The organism is Amycolatopsis sulphurea (genome assembly GCF_002564045.1).
Taxonomy (GTDB): domain Bacteria; phylum Actinomycetota; class Actinomycetes; order Mycobacteriales; family Pseudonocardiaceae; genus Amycolatopsis; species Amycolatopsis sulphurea.
Genome location: NZ_PDJK01000002.1, coordinates 1,645,885 through 1,664,088 on the forward strand (window position 1 = coordinate 1,645,885; position 18,204 = coordinate 1,664,088).

At 67.9% G+C, this 18,204-nt stretch carries 15 protein-coding genes and 1 pseudogene; 4 read left to right on the forward strand and 12 right to left on the reverse strand.

The features are described 5' to 3' along the window. Positions 1 to 84: 84 nt before the first annotated feature. Together ATK36_RS13675 and ATK36_RS13680 are read left to right on the forward strand one after the other, a co-directional pair. The gene (locus tag ATK36_RS13675) at positions 85 to 2,010 is read left to right on the forward strand and encodes a 2-oxoacid:acceptor oxidoreductase subunit alpha (RefSeq protein WP_098511719.1); all 1,926 of its coding nucleotides are present in this window, start codon (positions 85 to 87) and stop codon (positions 2,008 to 2,010) included. After that, positions 2,007 to 3,071 carry a 2-oxoacid:ferredoxin oxidoreductase subunit beta gene (locus ATK36_RS13680; protein ID WP_098511720.1) on the forward strand — a complete coding sequence of 355 codons (1,065 nt, stop codon included), beginning with the start codon at positions 2,007 to 2,009 and terminating at the stop codon, positions 3,069 to 3,071. Before ATK36_RS13675 ends, ATK36_RS13680 begins: the two co-directional genes overlap by 4 nt. Positions 3,072 to 3,402: 331 nt before the next feature. Here ATK36_RS13680 and ATK36_RS13685 read toward each other — a convergent pair whose 3' ends face one another. After that, a complete protein-coding gene (locus ATK36_RS13685) occupies positions 3,403 to 4,959 on the reverse strand; it encodes a sunset domain-containing protein (protein WP_098511722.1) in 1,557 nt (518 codons plus the stop codon). A 12-nt stretch (positions 4,960 to 4,971) separates the two neighbouring features. Further along, positions 4,972 to 6,009, reverse strand: coding sequence for a polyprenyl synthetase family protein (locus ATK36_RS13690; RefSeq protein ID WP_098511723.1), 1,038 nt, complete (start codon positions 6,007 to 6,009; stop codon positions 4,972 to 4,974). Positions 6,010 to 6,302: 293 nt separating this feature from the next. Here ATK36_RS13690 and ATK36_RS13695 point away from each other — a divergent pair, with 293 nt between their 5' ends. Next, positions 6,303 to 6,986 (forward strand): hypothetical protein, encoded by a 684-nt coding sequence (locus ATK36_RS13695; RefSeq protein ID WP_098511725.1) that lies wholly within the window; start codon positions 6,303 to 6,305, stop codon positions 6,984 to 6,986. Positions 6,987 to 7,065: 79 nt separating this feature from the next. Here the strand turns inward: ATK36_RS13695 and ATK36_RS13700 are convergent, their stop codons facing one another. From ATK36_RS13700 to ATK36_RS31455, 4 genes are all read right to left on the reverse strand, one after another. Continuing rightward, positions 7,066 to 9,087 carry a hypothetical protein gene (locus ATK36_RS13700; RefSeq protein WP_098511726.1) on the reverse strand — a complete coding sequence of 674 codons (2,022 nt, stop codon included), beginning with the start codon at positions 9,085 to 9,087 and terminating at the stop codon, positions 7,066 to 7,068. Then, on the reverse strand, positions 9,084 to 10,217 hold the full coding sequence (locus tag ATK36_RS13705; RefSeq protein WP_098511728.1) for a 5'-methylthioadenosine/S-adenosylhomocysteine nucleosidase family protein: 1,134 nt from the start codon (positions 10,215 to 10,217) through the stop codon (positions 9,084 to 9,086). The genes ATK36_RS13700 and ATK36_RS13705 overlap by 4 nt, the downstream gene beginning before the upstream one ends. Further along, positions 10,214 to 10,939 (reverse strand): NUDIX hydrolase, encoded by a 726-nt coding sequence (locus ATK36_RS13710; protein WP_098511729.1) that lies wholly within the window; start codon positions 10,937 to 10,939, stop codon positions 10,214 to 10,216. Before ATK36_RS13710 ends, ATK36_RS13705 begins: the two co-directional genes overlap by 4 nt. 99 nt (positions 10,940 to 11,038) lie before the next feature. Continuing rightward, positions 11,039 to 11,242: a hypothetical protein gene (locus ATK36_RS31455; RefSeq protein ID WP_141544430.1), complete on the reverse strand. Its 204-nt coding sequence runs from the start codon at positions 11,240 to 11,242 to the stop codon at positions 11,039 to 11,041. A gap of 105 nt (positions 11,243 to 11,347) precedes the next feature. On the opposite strand from ATK36_RS31455, the gene ATK36_RS32220 reads away from it, so the two are divergent. Beyond that, positions 11,348 to 11,521 carry a hypothetical protein gene (locus tag ATK36_RS32220; protein WP_170069726.1) on the forward strand — a complete coding sequence of 58 codons (174 nt, stop codon included), beginning with the start codon at positions 11,348 to 11,350 and terminating at the stop codon, positions 11,519 to 11,521. Positions 11,522 to 11,588: 67 nt separating this feature from the next. Here ATK36_RS32220 and ATK36_RS13720 read toward each other — a convergent pair whose 3' ends face one another. The 6 genes and pseudogenes from ATK36_RS13720 to nuoL form a co-directional block, all read right to left on the reverse strand. Next, the gene (locus tag ATK36_RS13720; RefSeq protein ID WP_098511732.1) at positions 11,589 to 11,927 is read right to left on the reverse strand and encodes a hypothetical protein; all 339 of its coding nucleotides are present in this window, start codon (positions 11,925 to 11,927) and stop codon (positions 11,589 to 11,591) included. Next, positions 11,924 to 12,475, reverse strand: a complete 552-nt coding sequence (locus ATK36_RS13725) for a hypothetical protein (RefSeq protein ID WP_098511734.1) — start codon at positions 12,473 to 12,475, stop codon at positions 11,924 to 11,926. The genes ATK36_RS13720 and ATK36_RS13725 overlap by 4 nt, the downstream gene beginning before the upstream one ends. Next, positions 12,405 to 12,956: pseudogene (locus ATK36_RS31460) on the reverse strand (putative T7SS-secreted protein); the annotation flags it as partial. The pseudogene ATK36_RS31460 and the gene ATK36_RS13725, both read right to left, overlap by 71 nt. Positions 12,957 to 13,125: 169 nt before the next feature. Further along, positions 13,126 to 14,688 carry an NADH-quinone oxidoreductase subunit NuoN gene (gene nuoN, locus ATK36_RS13730; protein ID WP_387000390.1) on the reverse strand — a complete coding sequence of 521 codons (1,563 nt, stop codon included), beginning with the start codon at positions 14,686 to 14,688 and terminating at the stop codon, positions 13,126 to 13,128. Positions 14,689 to 14,700: 12 nt separating this feature from the next. After that, positions 14,701 to 16,251 (reverse strand): NADH-quinone oxidoreductase subunit M, encoded by a 1,551-nt coding sequence (locus ATK36_RS13735; RefSeq protein ID WP_098511737.1) that lies wholly within the window; start codon positions 16,249 to 16,251, stop codon positions 14,701 to 14,703. A gap of 1 nt (position 16,252) precedes the next feature. After that, positions 16,253 to 18,160 (reverse strand): NADH-quinone oxidoreductase subunit L, encoded by a 1,908-nt coding sequence (gene nuoL, locus ATK36_RS13740; RefSeq protein ID WP_098511738.1) that lies wholly within the window; start codon positions 18,158 to 18,160, stop codon positions 16,253 to 16,255. Between the last annotated feature and the right edge of the window lie 44 nt (positions 18,161 to 18,204).

Here is an 18,204-nt window from a genome sequence, read left to right on the forward strand (position 1 = left end):
CGCTGCCGACGGCGGCGGACGGGAGTTCGCCCTCGGGGCCGGCCCGGGGCCGCAGTACGTCGGGAGAGAGGGATTCCCTGACCCATGAGCACGACGAACGGCCACGCGACCGGCGACGGTTCCGCGGCGCTGACCGCCACCCGGACCACCGAGGTGAACAAGCTGGACCGGGTGGTCATCCGGTTCGCGGGTGACTCCGGCGACGGGATGCAGCTGACCGGCGACCGGTTCACCTCCGAGGCGGCCGCCTTCGGCAACGACCTGTCCACGATGCCGAACTTCCCGGCCGAGATCCGCGCACCACAGGGCACCATCCCGGGTGTCTCCTCCTTCCAGGTGCACTTCGCCGACTACGACATCCTCACCCCCGGCGACCGGCCGGACGTGCTCGTCGCGATGAACCCCGCCGCGCTCAAGGCGAATCTGGCCGACGTACCCCGCGGCGGCACGATCATCCTCAACACCGACGAGTTCACCAAGCGCAACCTGGTCAAGGTCGGCTACGCCGAGGACCCGAACGCCGACGAGACGCTCTCGGGCTTCCAGGTGCACCGGGTCGCCATGTCGACGCTGACCCAGGGCGCGCTCGCGGACACCGGGCTGGGCAAGAAGGACGCCGAGCGCTGCAAGAACATGTTCGCGCTCGGGCTGCTGTCCTGGATGTATCACCGCCCGACCGAGGGCACCGAACGGTTCCTGCGGGAGAAGTTCGGCAAGAAGCCGGACATCGCCGAGGCCAACATCCTGGCCTTCCGCGCGGGCTGGAACTACGGCGAGACCACCGAATCGTTCGTGACCACCTTCGAGGTGGCGCCCGCCAAACTGGCCAGGGGCACCTACCGGCAGATCACCGGCAACACCGCGCTGGCCTATGGACTCGTGGCCGCCGGGCAGCAGTCCGGCCTGCAGATCCTGCTCGGCACCTACCCGATCACGCCGGCCTCGGACATCCTGCACGAGCTGTCCAAGCACAAGAACTTCGGCATCCTGACCTTCCAGGCCGAGGACGAGATCGCCGGGGTCGGCGCCGCGCTCGGCGCCTCCTACGGCGGGGCGCTCGGGGTCACCTCCACCTCCGGGCCGGGTGTGGCACTCAAGTCCGAGGCGATCGGCCTCGGCGTGATGATCGAGCTGCCGCTGGTGGTCGTCGACGTGCAGCGCGGCGGCCCGTCCACCGGCCTGCCGACCAAGACCGAGCAGGCCGACCTGCTGCAGGCGATGTTCGGGCGCAACGGCGAGTCCCCCGTACCGGTGATCGCGCCGTGCTCGCCCGCGGACTGCTTCGACGCCGCACTGGAGGCCACCCGGATCGCGCTGAAGTACCGCACGCCGGTGCTGCTGCTCTCCGACGGCGCGATCGCCAACGGCTCCGAGCCGTGGCTGGTGCCGGACGTGGCGGATCTGCCCGATCTGCGGGTCGAGTTCGCCACCGTACCGAACGCGCCGGATTCCTCCGGGGAATTCTGGCCTTACCTGCGTGATCCGGAGACGCTGGCGCGGGAGTGGGCGGTGCCGGGCACCGCCGGGCTGCAGCACCGCATCGGCGGGCTGGAGAAGCAGGACGGCAAGGGCAGCATCTCCTACGACCCGGACAACCACGACAAGATGGTGCGGCTGCGCCAGGCCAAGGTCGACGGGGTGGACGTGCCGGACCTGGTCGTCGACGACCCCTCCGGCGAGGCCCGCGTGCTCGCGCTCGGCTGGGGCTCGTCCTACGGCCCGATCGGCGCCGCCTGCCGCCGGGTGCGGAAGCTGGGCATGCCGATCGCGCAGGCGCATCTGCGGCACCTCAACCCGTTGCCGAAGAACCTCGGCGAGGTGCTGCGCGGCTATGACAAGGTCGTGCTGCCGGAAATGAACCTCGGCCAGCTCGCGCTGCTGCTGCGCGCGGAGTACCTGGTGGACGTGCACTCCTACACCAAGGTGGCGGGCCTGCCGTTCAAGGCCGAGGAGCTGCAGAACGTGTTCGCCGACCTCATCACCGACCTCGTCCCGGAGGGTGTTCAGTGACCACGATCGACCTCGGCCTCCCCCAGCTCGGCGGGCTGGACCTGGTGCCGACGACCGAGGAAGCGCAGAAGGCCAAGGACTACAAGTCCGACCAGGAAGTCCGCTGGTGCCCCGGCTGCGGCGACTACGTGGTGCTCAACGCGGTGCAGTCGTTCCTGCCCACCCTCGGGCTCAAGCGCGAGAACATCGTGTTCATCTCCGGGATCGGCTGTTCCTCGCGATTCCCGTACTACCTCAACACCTACGGCATGCATTCGATCCACGGCCGGGCGCCGTCGATCGCGACCGGGCTGGCCACCACCCGGGCAGATCTGTCGGTGTGGGTGGTCACCGGGGACGGGGACGCGCTGTCCATCGGCGGCAACCACCTGATCCACGCCTTGCGGCGCAACGTGAACATCAAGATCCTGCTGTTCAACAACCGGATCTACGGGCTGACCAAGGGCCAGTACTCGCCAACCTCGGAGCCGGGCAAGGTCACCAAGTCGACCCCGATGGGTTCGGTGGACACCCCGTTCAACCCGCTCTCCCTCGCCATCGGCGCGGAGGCCTCGTTCGTCGGCCGGGCGCTGGACTCCGACCGCAAGGGCCTCACCGAGGTGCTCGAAGCCGCGGCGCGGCACCGCGGTTCGGCGCTGGTGGAGATCTACCAGAACTGCCCGATCTTCAACGACGGCGCGTTCGATGTCCTGAAGGACAAGGACGAGGCGGCGCAGCGGCTGATCCCGTTGCGCGCGGGCGAGCCGATCCGCTTCGGCAGCGAAGGCGAGTACGGCGTACGCCGCGGCGACTGGGGCGGCCTCGACGTCGGCAAGGTCGCCGAGATCGGCGAGGAGAACCTGGTCGTGCACGATCCGGCCATCGCCGACACCACCTACGCGTTCGCCCTGTCCCGGCTCGGTGACCAGCACCTGAACCACGTGCCCACCGGCATCCTGCGCCAGGTCGAGCGGCCCACCTACGACGACGGCGCCCGCGCCCAGGTCGAGCAGGCACGCGAGGCCCGGCAGCCGGATCTGCAGGCGCTGTTGCGGGGTAAGGACACCTGGACCGTCGCCTGAGCCGTTTCCGCACCACGGTGGCCGCCATCCCCCCGGGGTGGCGGCCACCGTCGTTGGTGAAAGCTGTGAAGGGTCCCTTCACAGCCTCAGCGTCCGTGAAGGGTCCCTTCACAGCTTTCCGGGCAGGGAGGGGGGCGCGTGCGAGGGCCGCTTGTGGACATTGCCGCGGGGCGAAACCCCGCACGTTCGGCATCCGCGGCGGTGCGGAACGACGCCGGCAATGCTGTGAAGGGACCCTTCACAGCCTCAGCGTCCGTGAAGGGTCCCTTCACAGCCTTCCAGACAGGGAGACGCGCACGAGGGTCCCTTGTGGATGGTCGCTTGTGGATGGTCAGTGCAGCGGGCGGAACCCGACGCGCTCGGCATCCGCGGCCGTGCGGAACCATACTTCCGCCACCATCTTCGGGAACTGCGCCGACTCATCCGTGCAGTACCGCAACGCGGTGACGCTCGCCTTCACCGAGAACCCGTCCGCCGGACGGCCACCCCCGGGCCGCGGCATCGCCGAGCCAGGACCGAACGGCCCCGGCGGAACCGCATCCACCGCATCATGCCGGGCAGGAGACGGCTCCGGCGGAGCGGCCTGCTGGACCTGATTCGGCCGCACGGCCGGCTCGAAAAGGGATCCGCTGTGCGCCCCGGTCAGCTCCGGGTCACGCCGCTCGACCGGTCGCATCGACGGCTGGATCGGCCGCGGTGCGTCGAACCCGCCAAGCGGCGACTCGCGGCGCCGCCGCTTGGGCAGCCCCGGGGAACCGTCGTCCACGGGATCCGGCTCAGCCTCGCCGCGGCCACCCTCGGCGGGGCGGAGGTGATCGGTCGGGACGGATTCCGCAGGGTGCCCCACCGGAGCCGGCTCCTCGAACGGCGAGCGCTCCGCCGCCGCACCACCGCCGAACCAATCCGGCTCCGGCACCGGGTCCGAAGGCCGGGCGGCAGGCTGGAACAACGAGACCGGCTCATCCACGGCGTCGAACCCGGCCGACGACGGCCGATGCTCCACAACGGACGGTTCCGGCTCGGGCGCCCGGTGGTAGCCACTACCGGACTCTTCTTCCGGGACCAGGTACTCAGCGGCCGCGGCATGGTAATCGGACTCATCGTGCGAGTCCATTGTGGACTCTTCGCGAACCGGCGCATCCCCGTTCGCCACCGGCTCGTCCGAGGAGAGCCCGGAGAACGCATGCCCGGCAACACCATCGGAATCCACAATGGACTCTTCCGGAGCAATCTCGGCGAATCCAGGTTCCACAGTGGCCTGTTCGGCCGCGAGACAGTCCGAGTCCACCCCGGACTGCTCGGCACGGTCCGGCCCTGCGGCCAGATAGTCCGGCTCAGTCGGATAGCCGGGCTCCTCCGGCTCCACTATGGACCCGCCGGTGAATCCGGCGTCCACAGTGCCCGGCTCGGACCGCACGTGGCCGGGTTCGGCAGCGACCGATCCGTCCAGCGCGGCGAAACCCGCCACGGTGGTCTGCTCGGCGGCGCGGTAGTCCGCCAAGCCGAGCAGGCCGGTCTCCTCGGCGTCCGCGCGGGCGAAGGCCTCGTCGACCTCGTCGTCGGTCACCGGCTCGGGAGCCGTGCGGTACTCCGCCTCGTACTCCGCCTCCGGCTCGAACCCACGGCCGGCGGGCTGGAACAGCTCGGTGGGCGCGGCCTCGTCCGGGCGCCAGGTAGCGGTCTCCGCAGGGGCCGGGGACAGCACGGCGGTACTGGTGGCACCCGCGTTCACCGGGGTGCGGGCGGCGTCCGCGTGCGCCTTGACCAGCTGATCCTCCAGGTCCCGCACCCGTCTGCGCACCGGCCGGAGCAGCACCAGCCAGGAAACGAGCACACCGACGAAGAAGGCCAGCAGGCTCCACAGCCACACCTGCCCGAAAATGGACATTTTGCGCCCCTTTTAAAACGTTCGCGCGACCAGGTAGTCGGCGACCGACTCGCAAGCGTCACGCGCGGGGGACGCGGGCAGCGCGGCGAGCTCGGCACGTGCTCGGGAAGCGTAGTCGGAAAGAGTGACGCGCGCGCGTTCGAGTCCGCTGGAGCGGCGCAGCAGCCCGAGCGCCTCCTCGACGAGCGCGTCCTCCACGATCGGCCCGGCCAGCAGCCCGCGCAGCCGCGGATCGCTCTCCGGATCGGCCAGCGCGTACAGCATCGGCAGTGTGCGCACGCCTTCCCGCAGGTCGGTGCCCTGCGCCTTGCCCAGCTCCACCGAGGGCGAGGCGATGTCGATGACGTCGTCGGAGATCTGGAACGCGGTACCGACGATGTCGCCGAACCGGCGCAGCGCCGCCACCTGCTCCTCGTCCGCGCCGGACATCATCCCGCCGAAGCGCCCGGCGGTCGCGATCAGCGACCCGGTCTTCTGCGCGATCACGGTCAGGTAGTGCTCGACCGGATCGGTCCCGGGTCCGGGCCCGACGGTCTCCCGCATCTGCCCGGTGACCAGCTCACCGAAGGTTTCCGCGATGATCCGCGCGGCATCCGTGCCGAGGTCGGCGACCAGCCGCGAGGCGTGCGCGAAGAGGAAGTCACCGGTGAGGATCGCGACGGTGTTGTCCCAGCGCGCGTTCACGCTCTCCGCGCCGCGGCGCATGGTCGCCTCGTCCATGACGTCGTCGTGATAGAGCGTTGCGAGGTGCACCAGCTCGACCGCGGCGGCCGCGACGACCACCTGCTCCCCCTGCTTCGGGCCGAACTGCGCGGACAACAGCGTGAACAGCGGACGAAAACGTTTGCCCCCCGCTTCGACCAGGTGCAGTGCGGCATCGTGCACGGCCGGGACGTCGCTGCGTACGACCTCCCGCAGCAGGCGCTCGACCTCGCTCAGGCCGCTCGCGATGGACCGGAGCAGCTGCTCGTCCTCGATCGGCAGCCCGACAGTCACGCGGAGGTCCTCCACAGCGCCATCCCGGGCCGCCCCCGGAGGTGGTGAAGACACAGACACGTCGGCTCCGCTCTCTCATGACTCGTTCGTCCGCCCCTCGGGTTTACGACTCCAGGGTAGTGGTTGTCCAAAGCGCCCCGTTTACCCGCTGTCCAGGGGAAACGGTGACGAAGATGACAGCGGGTAAAACCCCTTCCCGGCCGCCGCGGCCGGGTTCACCGGATCCCCCGAACAGGTTGCCGCGCCCTCTCGGACGAGTGATCAACGCCGTCTCGCGCAACGGGCGAATCGGGCTTGCGGATAGTGACGGAGAGGAACCGCTCTTTCGACCAAGGAGGACGACGCACATGCCGAACACGACGATCAGGCGGGCCGGGCTGGCCGGGGTGCTGGTGGCGGCAGGCGGGCTGCTCGCCGGACCCGGCACGGCACAGGCGGCGCCGCTTTCCGGCGCGGCGGCGGCCGGCCTCGCCGGGGTGGCCGATGCCGGCGGCGCGGCGTTCACCAAGGGCACCAGCACCATCACCATCTCGCCGGTCGCACCGTGCTCGGTCGACGGGCCGGAGACCGAGGCGTCCGGCGCGGCTTTGTCCTCGGGCGTCGCCTTCGGCAGCGGGAAGTCCTCCTGCACCACCAAGATCACCGATCCGGCCACCAGCCGCACGGAGACCACGTCCACCACGACCGGAAAGAACTTCGAGCTGTCCGCGCTCGTCGGCGCGCGCGGTCCGCGGGTGAAGCTGGGCTCCTACACCGTCACCTGCACGGGCATGCAACGCCAGACGAGTGCGAATTGGAGCTACAGCGGGCTGTCCGGGATCACCGGCCTGCCTTCGCCGATCCCCGTGAACTACGCCAAGCCGCTCACCAGGCCCGACGGCACCGTGCTGGCCACCGCGGTCTTCAACGCGCAGACCACCCCCGGCAACGGCAGCATCGGCCTCACCATGCTGCGCATCGACTTCACCCCGGCGTCCGGGATCTCCGGCTCCGTCTCCGTCGGCCGCACGGCCTGCTCCCCGACCCCCTGAAAGCTGTGAAGGGGCCCTTCACGGACTCTGAGTCCGTGAAGGGCCCCTTCACAGCTTTGCCTGTCATGCCAGGCCATTCTCAAGCTCCGCCGGGAACTCCGGCGCGGCGCTGCGCCCTGATGTCCGGATCCCGGTCGATCCAGCCTTTTCCTTCCGCGGCAATTCCTTCCAGGATGTGCAGCGTCGGCTTGAAGCCGGCCGTGTCGAGGTTGAGGGCGACGACTTTCCGGGCATCCTCGCCCTCCTCGGCGCGCAGGTGGTCGTCGATCACCCGGATCTGGCGGGGCTGCCCGTTCAACAAGGTGAGTTCCAGGGTGTGCCGCAGCTCCTGGCTGATCGTGACGTGGACTGACGACACCGCGTCGAACCGGTAGTTGGTGCGTTCTTCGTCGCCGAAGACGACGCGTTCGAAATCGAGTTCGATCGTGAATTCCCGGACTCCGTCGACCGTGATCAGGAAGAGCCGGACGTCGTACACCGTGTACCGCCACGGCCCGTTGTGCAGCCGCGCTTGTTTCGGGTTACTTCCGGGAGTTTGCAGAAACGCGTAGGCGAGCACGTCCCGCCAGGCCAGTTTGTAGTGGGTCAGAGCTTTGTCGAGGATCATGGTGCGGTCACAGCCGAGCCAGTCCTCCATCTCCTCTTCCCGCGGCCGGATGTCGTCCAGCTGCCTTTTCCACCGGCGGTATTCGGCTTCCCTGTCCCAGAGCACCTCCATGCGTTCCCATGCCTCATCGGCGATCCGGCGGCGTTCGCATACGATGTGTGCCCAGCCCGGCACAGCCGCCAAAGCGCCAACGAGAGCCAGTACCGCGGCGATGGCGTTGGGCACGATCTCGACCCGGACAGCGGCAGACCCGATCTGAATACTGCAGGCCAGCAGCGTCAAGCACGACAGCACGCAGAGCAACTTCGTTGCCGGCCGAACGCGGTATCGCTCGTGATACTCGAACAGCGAGCCGGCTGTCCACCGGCGGCGCGCTTCCCGTGCGTGGAAGTGAATCAGCCAATACACCTGGCCTGCGGTGGTGCGGCTTTCCCGGTAGGTATCGACGAGCTCGTTGCGCAGCGCGGTCTGGATCCCCGCGCTCTCCCGCCGCCACTCTTTGTTGTCGATACCGCGTGGCGCGAACTTCGCAAAGTAATACCGGACCTTGGCGTCTACGCTCTGTGCGAAACCCGGCTCAGCGTAGTCCGCCCGGAGTCCCCGGCGCGAAAACAGTCGTTCCTTCGCGGCGAGCCGTCCGGCAAGATGCCGCCATTCCAGGCCGGTGCGCAAGGCGGCGCAGCCAGCCGAGAGGAGCAGCACATACGCGACGATCGACAGCGCCTGTCCGCTCGAGAGAATTGTCCACCCCAGACAGCCCAGCGCGCCAGCGGCGACGAGGGTACCGATGCCGGTCCGGAGACGGTCTCGCGTGGTGACGGTCGAAGGCGGCACCGGCCGATGCCGAGGTTTGGCCGGAACAGGGTGGAAGTAGGCCCATACCCGCTTCCGCCTGTCACCGGCCAGCCGCCCCTCCCGGGCGTTCTGCCGGGTTTCGGCCCACAGGCTCTCGCGAATGCTCGCGGTGAGGACCAGGGCGAGGTGCTTCGAGATCATCCGGCGCTGCGCGTCTGCGATCCTGTCCAGCTTCTGCAGTGCCGAGGCCGGGTTGAGGCTCGGATCGTCATAACAGGCCAGCACCGCGGACACCGCGATCAGCGCCCGGGTCCATTCGTTCGCAGGGAGCGCCTCGGCTCCTTGGGGCAACGCGATCAGCCGTTCCCGTTCCTCCTCGTCGAGGTCGCGGTAGGAGCGCCTGCTGAGCAGCGCGAGCGCCAGATGAAACCGGACTTCGCCGCTGTCGTGGCCCTTCGCCCGGGCATCGGAGATGAGCTCCCGGGCAAGCGACGGGCACCCGTCCCGCAGGTAGGCGAGCCCGACTCGGTATTTCTCCTCCGGAGAGGCGTCCGCCCGCAATTCATAGCGGACGGACTTGTGGGTGACGTATTCGTTGTGAACGGAATCCTGGTAGACGTTGGAGCCGACGACGTTGTCCGCATCGATCCCGACCTTCTGAGCCGGCCCGGCGCCGTCTTCCGGCGGTATCCCGGTCACGCGAGCCCTTTGGCCGCGGCGATCAGGGCAGTGACCTTTGCGGCCAGCCCGGCGAGCTCGGACACCAGCCCGCCCAGCCGCTTGAGCGCAAGCACTACTTTGTCCTTGCGCTCCGGCCCTTCCGCGCCGAGTGCTTCGTCGGCCTGGTCGAGCTCGGTGCACGCCGCGCCGTAGGTCGCGTCGTCCACCTGCCCTCGCGCGCGTTCCCGCTCCAGTTCGGCGCGCACGATCGCCAGCTCGGCTGCCAAATCCCGTGCGCCGCCGATTGGCCCGGACGAATTCTGGTAGACGTTGCTGCCGACGACGTTCACCGCCTGGATGCCGACTTGCCCGGCCGCGTAGTTGTGCACAGAGCCACTCTGCCCGCTCGTACGTTCTTTCATGGTCCGGAACTCCCCTTTTCGGATCAATTGTTCGGCCAGCCGCACCGCAAAGGCCGCCGCGTGCGAAGCCGCTATAGGCTGCCAATTGTGGTCGGCAGCCGAATTCTTCTTGCCGTCGGCAAGATCGCTGATGCCCCGCACGATCGCGACGGGGCAGCCGCCGAGATGCCCCGCCTGCGCGACTCCGGCGGCTTCCATTTCGATCGCCATTGCGTCGTTGTAGTGCTGACGGATCCAGCGTGCTTCCGCGGACAGCCGGGAATTGTGGACCACCTCGCCGGCGGCGATGACCCCGAACCGTACCTGTGTTCCCGGCGCGACATCCGGCTCCCACTTGCCGGCGCGCGCGACGTAGTGGGCGATCTGGCTGACGTCGTGCGCGATCTCCCATCCTCGCGGACGAGCCTTGAGACCGTCGTCTTCGGCAGTGCCGCCGTGATAGGCCTGCACATGTGTCGCCACCACGACATCCCCGAGCGGCGTGTCCCACAATGCACCCGCGACGCCGACGAACAGCAGTGCCGCCGGGGAGAAGTGCTCGATCGCCCGTTCGGCCAGCACTGCGGCCGGATGGGTTCCTTTGCCCGTCAGGCTCAGGGCTATCCGGCAGGAAGTGCCCTTGACTGTGCCGATCTCGAACAGCGTTCCCTTGTCGTGCCAGTGCGGCTCGACGTCCGCCAGCTTGGCCAGAACCGCATTGTATTCCGTATTGAATGCGGTCAGTACAACGATCAGATCGTCGTTCATTGTTCCCCCTTCGCAGATACTGCGGGCCGCACGAGCGGCGGCCACAGCGTCAATCGTTCCCCTGCCTCGAACAGACGTGCCGGGCGGCCGCGGCCGGCTCGCCGCTCCTCGCCGGCCGGGACAAGAAAGCCGTCGACAGCCTGTACTTTGCGATAGAAGTTCCGCGGGTCGAGGCGGACTCCCCACACCGCCTCGTACACCTGCTGCAGATCGCTGATCGTGAACGGGCTCGTGCAGAACGCGGTAGCCAGCGCCGTGCTCTCGAGTTTCGCACGCGCTCGTTCCAAGCCGTCGTTCAGGATCTGCTCGTGATCAAACGCGAGCCGGACCCGCCGGTCGAGGATCTCCGGCATCGGCACCCAGACCGCACGTGCCGCATCGGTGCCCGCGTATGGCTCGGGAAGACGCGGCGCGATCGCGAGGTAAGCCACCGAAATGACCCGTCCTCGCGGATCCCGGCCGGGTGTGCCGTATGCGCCCAGCTGTTCCAGGTGCAGCTCGGCCGCATCTAGCGCAGCTTCCTCCTGCAGCTCCCTGGCTGCCGCGGCGGCGACGTCCTCGTTCTCGTCGGCGAGAAACCCTCCCGGCAGCGCGAACGCGCCCCGGAACGGCTCGATGCCGCGTTCCACCACCAAGACCTGCAACACCGATTCGCGCAGGGTGAAGATCACCAAGTCGACAGCGAGCAGGACCAGCGGCGGAGTCCAGTGATCACCGGGCATGGCAACCACTGTATATTACTGTCGAACTGACAGTAAAGAGGGTTTCGGGCGGCGCCTCAATGGCCTGCGCGAGCCTCGCCAACCGGGTCTTCGCTTCGGTCAGGCGCTGAGCATCCGAGGTGCGCTCCGGGTTGACGTCCACGTCGGCGGCGACACCAGCATCGCCTCCACGGTCGCACCACGCTGGTCTTCCGAGAACGCGTTATGGATGTAGCCGTCGAGCGGTTCCAGCAGGCGGCTTCGGGCAGATAGATGTTCTTCGGGCGGTCTGCCAATGCAGGTGATCCGGACATCAGCGTCCAAGCGGCACACCTGTAGCGGATCAGGTCATGGTCTGGCATGACTGCGACGGGTGAGCAGGCCTTCATGTGTCAATGCGATCGGTCTGTGCTTGTGTTCGCTGCTCCGATGAGCCTCGACGTGGCCGTAGGTGACTTCTTTGAATCGTTGAGCGCCTGCATGACGCGCGGGAGGCTCGACGCAGCCGACCGCGACGACATCGCCCTTGCCCGTACGTCCGCGCTACCGGGATCCGGCGCGGCGAACACACGATCTGCGACGAATCTCCTCGTCGTTGCCTGAGCCAGGCCAACCCATCCGCACGCCGGCGAGCGCTCAATGCCGACCGCGACGTTCACCGCTCAGGGCGTCAGGCTTTACCGGTCACGTGCAGCCACGTCACTTCGCCGGAATCCGGCAGCTCGCCGAGCGCGCGCGTTTCACGCGCGATCCGCTGCAGGGCCTCGTCCCTGGACCCGCTCCACGCCACAAAGTCCGGATCGCCTTCGACAAGGTCTCCCGGCACGGCACCCCGGTCCATGAGATCCCCGATCAACGTCAGCAACGCCGAAATCTGCTGTTCCAGCGTCGCGCCCTTGCCCGCCATCGCAGAGGCCACCGCGGTCACCGGCGACATGCCCACCCAGTCGTCCTGCGCATACTCGACCAGATACTCGACGTCATCCGCGAACTCGACCGGCGTCTTCACTGCTTTCCCTCGCTCTCGATGTGATACCGCTTGACATTGTTCAGGCCCTCCACGCGGTTGATGTCAAGGGTGTCGCCGCCCGAACCGCTGTAGGTCCGGTAGGTCACCGACGCGCGCGGATCGTCGCTGATCGTCCAAGTCTCCACTGTCCCCTTCGGCGTGTGCGCCAGCTTGTCCGGCGGCCCCAGCCTCGAGCGGGCATCGTCGACCATCTTGCCGAGCTCGTCTGTATCGACGACCTTGACGCCCCTGCTCTTCCCCGCGCTACCCCGAATCGAACCGTTGTCCTCCGTGACGATGTCATGGACGGCGGCGATTCGCTCCTCGCGCGTTTTCGCGACTTTGGCCTCGGGCGCATGCTCGCCACCAGCATGTTCCCCTTTGCCGAGCAGGTCCTTCGCCGCCTTGCCCGCTCCGAACAGCAGCACACCACCGACCATCTTCCCGACGGCACGATCCCCGTGCCCGCTCGCCCAGTCATCCCAGGCGACGATGTTCTTGAACGTCTCCGCCGGATGCGTGACGTTGTGCGCCATCGCCACAACCATCTCGCCAGGGTCGGAAGCCAGGTTCCACAGTCCTTCGCCAGCACCGGAGATCGTGTCCCAGATACCGCCGAAGAAGTTGCCGTCCGATTGCTTTTGCGAGTCCTGCGGGGGCCAGGGACGCCTCGACGCGAAGGGTGTCCGCGCAGACGTTTCCCGCCTCCTGCAGTTGCTGCCGCGCCCGCCCCAGCATCTCGCGCGCTTCCTGCCGCTGCACCTCGCCGAGGTCCGCGAATGCCGGCGGCTGAACAACCGTCGGGTCACCCTTCTGCTGGTTTTCCCGCGTCTTGGCCTCCGCGTCGGCGACCACTCGATCATGGGCAGCCTTCGCCTGCGCTGTCGCGGCGTCGCCTCGCTGCCATTTCGCCACGGCTTCCACAGCTTGGCTTTGCGCCCACTGCAAGGTGTTGGCGAAATCTTCGAGTGCCTGGGCGCCGTTCTGCAGCGAATCGGAACCCTGCAGCCAACGCGGCACCTCGGTCTGGTGGTCCTCGTGGAACTTGTCCGAGGCCTGACCGGTCCAGCTGCCCGTGTCGACGTACTGGTACGTGCCTTCGTTCTTCCACGGGCAGCGCGTTCGTTCTGCATGAGTACGGCTGTGAAGGGCCCCTTCACAGCCGTCGTACGGCGCGTCAGCGACAAGTCAATGCGCGTCAGGAGGCGAATCCGCCCGATCCGGCCCAGTTCAGCGCGAACGCCGGGACCAGGCCGAGCACCAGGGTCACCACCACGCCGAGCGTGATGGCCGCCGTGGTGAAGCCGCCGGGGACGGTGACCGTGGGGCCGTCCGCGGCCGGTTCGGAGAAGTACATCAGCACGATCACGCGCAGGTAGAAGAACGCCGCCACAGCGCTGAACACCAGCGCCACCACCACCAACGGCGCCATCCCGTCCGACAGGGCCGCGGAGAACACCACGAACTTGCCGACGAACCCGCTCGTCAGCGGGATGCCGGCCAGTGCCAGCAACAGGAACGTGAACACCCCGGCCAACACCGGCGAGCGTTTCGCCAGCCCGGCCCAGGCGGACAGATGCGTAGCCTCCCCGCTGGAATCCCGGACCAGGCTGATTACGCCGAACGCGGCGAGCGTGGTGAATCCGTAGGCCAGCAGGTAGAACAGCGTGCTGGACAAGCCGTTCTCGGTCATCGCGATCGCGCCGACGAGCAGGAAGCCGGCATGCGCGATCGACGAATAGGCGATCATCCGCTTCACGTCGGTCTGCGTGAGGCCGAGGATCGCGCCGATCACCATCGAGATGATCGCCACCGCCCACAGCACCCCGCGCCATTCCCAGCTGGTCGAGGAAAACGCGACCGACAGCACCCGCAGAATTCCGCCGAAAGCGGCCACCTTGGTGCAGGAAGCCATAAACCCGGTGACCGGAGTCGGCGCGCCTTGGTAGACGTCGGGCGTCCAGGTGTGGAACGGGCCGACCGAACCCTTGAACAGCAGGCCGACCACGAGCAGCCCGAGCCCGGCGAACAGCAGCGTGTCCGAACGGTCCGAGCCGGCCGCCGCGTGGGCGATGTCGGCGAGCTTGACCGAGTTCGCGTAGCCGTAGAGCAGCGCCAGGCCGTACAGGAAGAACGCCGAGGAGAACGCGCCGAGCAGGAAGTACTTCACCGCGGCTTCCTGCGAGATGAGCCGGCGCCGCCGCGCGAGACCGCACATCAGGTACAGCGGCAGGCTCAGCACTTCGAGCGCGATGAACATGGTGAGCAGGTCATTGGCCGCGCAGAAGGCCATCATCCCGCCGAGCGCGAAGAGCGTCAGCGGGAAGACCTCGGTCTGCGATGTGGTGGCGGCCTGCTCCCGGTCCTGCACGGTGCCGGGGCTGATCGCCGCCTGCGCGACGAACGCGCCGCCCGGCACGATCTTGCGGTCCGCGATGAGGAACACCGCGCCGAGGGCGAGCAGCAGCAGCGTGCCCCAGAGGAACAGCGATGGCCGGTCCACCGAGATCGCCCCGGAGAACGTGGTGGTGCCCGCCTTCGGCGAGGAACCACTGGCGTAGGTGACCAGCGAGACACCCGCGGCGAGGATCGCGATGATCGAGATCCCCACCTGGATGCCCCACCGCGTCGCCTTGGGCGCAAACGCTTCCACCAGCACACTCACACAGGCGACGCCGAAGACGATCAGCATCGGCAGCACGGCGGCGTAATCGATCGGGGGCACTGGCACGGGCGCGGTGGGCGCCTGCGCGAGGAACATGTCGAGCACGGTTTACTTGCCTCCCTGCACGGCAGACAGCGTCGCCTGCACCGACGGGGTGATCGTGTCGAGCATCGGCTTGGGATAGAAGCCCAAGCCGATGATCAGGATGACCATCGGTGCGAGAATGGCGATCTCGCGTCCGCCGAGGTCCTTGATGGCCTTCTTCGCACCGAGTTCCGGGGCGATCGCGGTACCCGGCCCGCCACCGACGCCGACCAGTGCGTCCCCGCGCACCGGGCCTTGCATGATCCGCTGGTAGAGCCACATCACGTAGGCGGCGGCGAGCACCATGCCCACGGTCGCGATGATCGTGTACACCGGATGGTCCACAAAGGACCCCAGGAGGACCAGGAACTCGCTGATGAACGAGTTCGTGCCGGGCAGCGACAGCGCGGACAGGCCCGCAAGCAGCAGCATCCCGCCCAGCAGCGGGGTCACCTTCGCCATCCCGCCGTAGTCGGAAATCCGGGTCGAACCGCCGCGCATCACGATCAGCCCGACCACCACGATCAGCATTCCGGTGGAGAGGCTGTGGTTGAGCATGTAGGACACCGAGCCGACCATGGCCTGCTCGTTGAAGGTGAAGATGCCCAGCGCGATGAACCCGAAGTGGGCGATCGAGACGTAGGCCAGGAACCGCTTCATGTCGGTCTGCCCGGCGGCGAGGATCGATCCGTAGATCACCCCGATCACCGAGAGCACCAGGACCAGCGGCGCCAGCGTCTTGCTCGCCTCCGGGAACATCGGCAGGCAGTACCGCAGGAACCCGAACGTGCCGACCTTGTCCAGCACGCCGACCAGCAGCACCGCGACGCCGATCGGCGCCTGGCCCGCCGCGTCGGGCAGCCAGGTGTGGAACGGCACCAGCGGCGCCTTGATCGCGAACGCCAGGAAGAAGCCGAGGAACAGCCAGACCTGGGTGCTGGTCGGCGCGTCCCGCACCACGGTGACCAGGGTGGCCCAGTCGAAGGTGCCCTTGCCCAGCTTGTCCGAGGCCAGCGAGTACGCCCCGATCGCCGAGGCCAGCATGATCAGGCCGCCGAGGAAGGAGTACAGGAAGAACTTCACCGCGGCGTACTGCCGGTTCGCGCCGCCGTAGCCGCCGATCAGGAAGTACATCGGGATCAGCATGATCTCGAACAGCACGTAGAAGAGGAACACGTCGGTCGCCGCGAAGACGGCGATGGTGATCGCCTCCTGCAGCAGGATCAGCGACAGGAACCCGCCGGCGGTACGGCCGGCCGGGAGCCTGTCGGTGAGCCCGAGCGCACCGACCACGATCGGCACCAGCAGGGCGATCACCGCGATCATGATCAGCGAGATGCCGTCGGTGCCGAACGAGATGTGGATGCCGAAGCTCGGGATCCAGTCCATTGTGGTCGCCTGCTGGATGCGCTCCCCCGAGGGCGAGTAGCTCGCCCAGAACGGGATGATCAGCAGGAACTCCGCAATGGACACAACCAGCGCGGTGGCGATCGCGGCGCGGTCGTTCCCCTTCAGGAACGCCAGCGCCAGCGAACCCACCAGTGGCAGCAGGATGAGCGCCAGAAGCCAAGTCATGTCAGGAGAACCTCACCAGCAGAAGGGCCGCCAGAAGCAGGAACGTGCCGCCGAGCATGGACAACGCGTAGGACCGCACGAATCCGGTCTGCAGCCTGCGCAACCGCCCGGACCCGCCGCCGAGTGCCGCGGCGAGTCCGTTGACCGCCCCGTCCACCCCGCGGTTGTCCACATAGACCAGTGCCCGTGCCAGCCAGGTGCCCGGCCGGGCGACCAGCGTTTCGTTCAGCGCGTTGCCGTACAGATCCTTGCGGGCCGCGCGGACCGGCCAGGCCACCCGCTCCGGACGCTCCACGGCGATGTCGCGCGAGGGACGGAACAGCCAGACCGCGAGCAGCACCCCGAGCGCGGCCAGCACCAGCGTCATCGCCGGCACCGTCCACGAAGGAATCGGCGTGTGCTCGGCCTCCTCGAACTGGCCGAGCACCGGGGAAAGCCAGTCGACGAACCGGTGGCCGAGGACGAAGAACGCACCGGCGCCGACCGAGCCGACCGCGAGGATCGCCATCGGGATCCACATCACCGGCTTCGCTTCGTGCGGATGGAAATCCCGTCCGTCGCTGCCCTTGATGTCCTTCCAGCGGGGCTTGCCGAAGAAGGTCAGCATCATCAGCCGGGTCATGTAGAACGCGGTCAGCCCGGCGCCGAGCACCGTCGCGAGGCCGAATGCCCAGCCGCGCCAGCCTTCCTGGCCGAACGCGGCCTCGATGATCGCGTCCTTGGTGTAATACCCGGTGAGGAACGGGAAACCGATGATCGCCAGGTAGCCGAGACCGAAGGTGACGAAGGTGATCGGCATCTTCTTCGCCAGCCCGCCGAACTTGCGCATGTCGACCTCGTCGTTCATGCCGTGCATGACCGAACCGGCCCCGAGGAACAGCCCGGCCTTGAAGAAGCCGTGCGCCACCAGGTGCATGATGCCCAGCGCGTAGATGCCCGGCCCGAGGCCGACCGCCAGCATCATGTAGCCGATCTGGCTGACCGTGGAGTACGCGAGCACCTTCTTGATGTCGTCGTAGGCACAGCCGACGATGCACCCGAGCAGCAGCGTCACCGCGCCGACCAGGGTGACCACCAGCCTGCCGTCCGGCGTGGCACTGAAGATCACGTTCGAGCGGGCGACCAGGTAGACGCCCGCGGTGACCATCGTCGCCGCGTGGATCAGCGCGGACACCGGGGTCGGGCCTTCCATCGCGTCCGGCAGCCAAGCCTGCAGCGGGAACTGACCGGACTTGCCGCACGCGCCGAGCAGCAGCAGGATCGCGATCGCGGTGACCGCGCCCGGGGGGATCTGCCCGTTCGCGACACCGTCGAAGACCTGTGCGTAGCCGGTCGAGCCGGTGTATTTGAACATCAGGAAGATCGCCAGCGCGAGCCCGACGTCACCGACGCGGTTCATCAGGAACGCCTTCTTCGCCGCGGTCGCCGCGGACGGACGGCCCTGGTACCAGCCGATCAACAGGTAGGACGCCAGGCCCACGCCTTCCCAGCCGAGGTACAGCGTCACGAAGCTGTTGCCCAGCACCAGGATCAGCATCGAAGCGACGAAGAGGTTGAGGTAGGCGAAGAATCGCGACCGGCCCTCGTCCTCGGCCATGTAGCCGATCGAGTAGAAGTGGATCAGCATGCCGACGCCGGTGATCAGCAGCACGAACGTCAGCGACAGCGCGTCGATGCGCAGGCCGAAGTCCACCTGCAACTGCCCGACCGGGATCCAGGAGAACACCTTGGTGTCCACAGTGGATTTCCCGTCCGCGGCGAAGAACAGGCTCACGGCATACACGAAGGCCAGTACGACGGTGGCGGTGCCGAGCAGGTGTCCCCACGCCCGCGCCCGTTTCCCGGCAAGCAGGAGGATCAGGGCGCCGAGGGCGGGCAGGGCCACCAGCAGCCACGATGATGCGGTCACGCGCGAATCCTTTCAGTGGCGCTCAGCGCCTCCGTTGAGGGTGG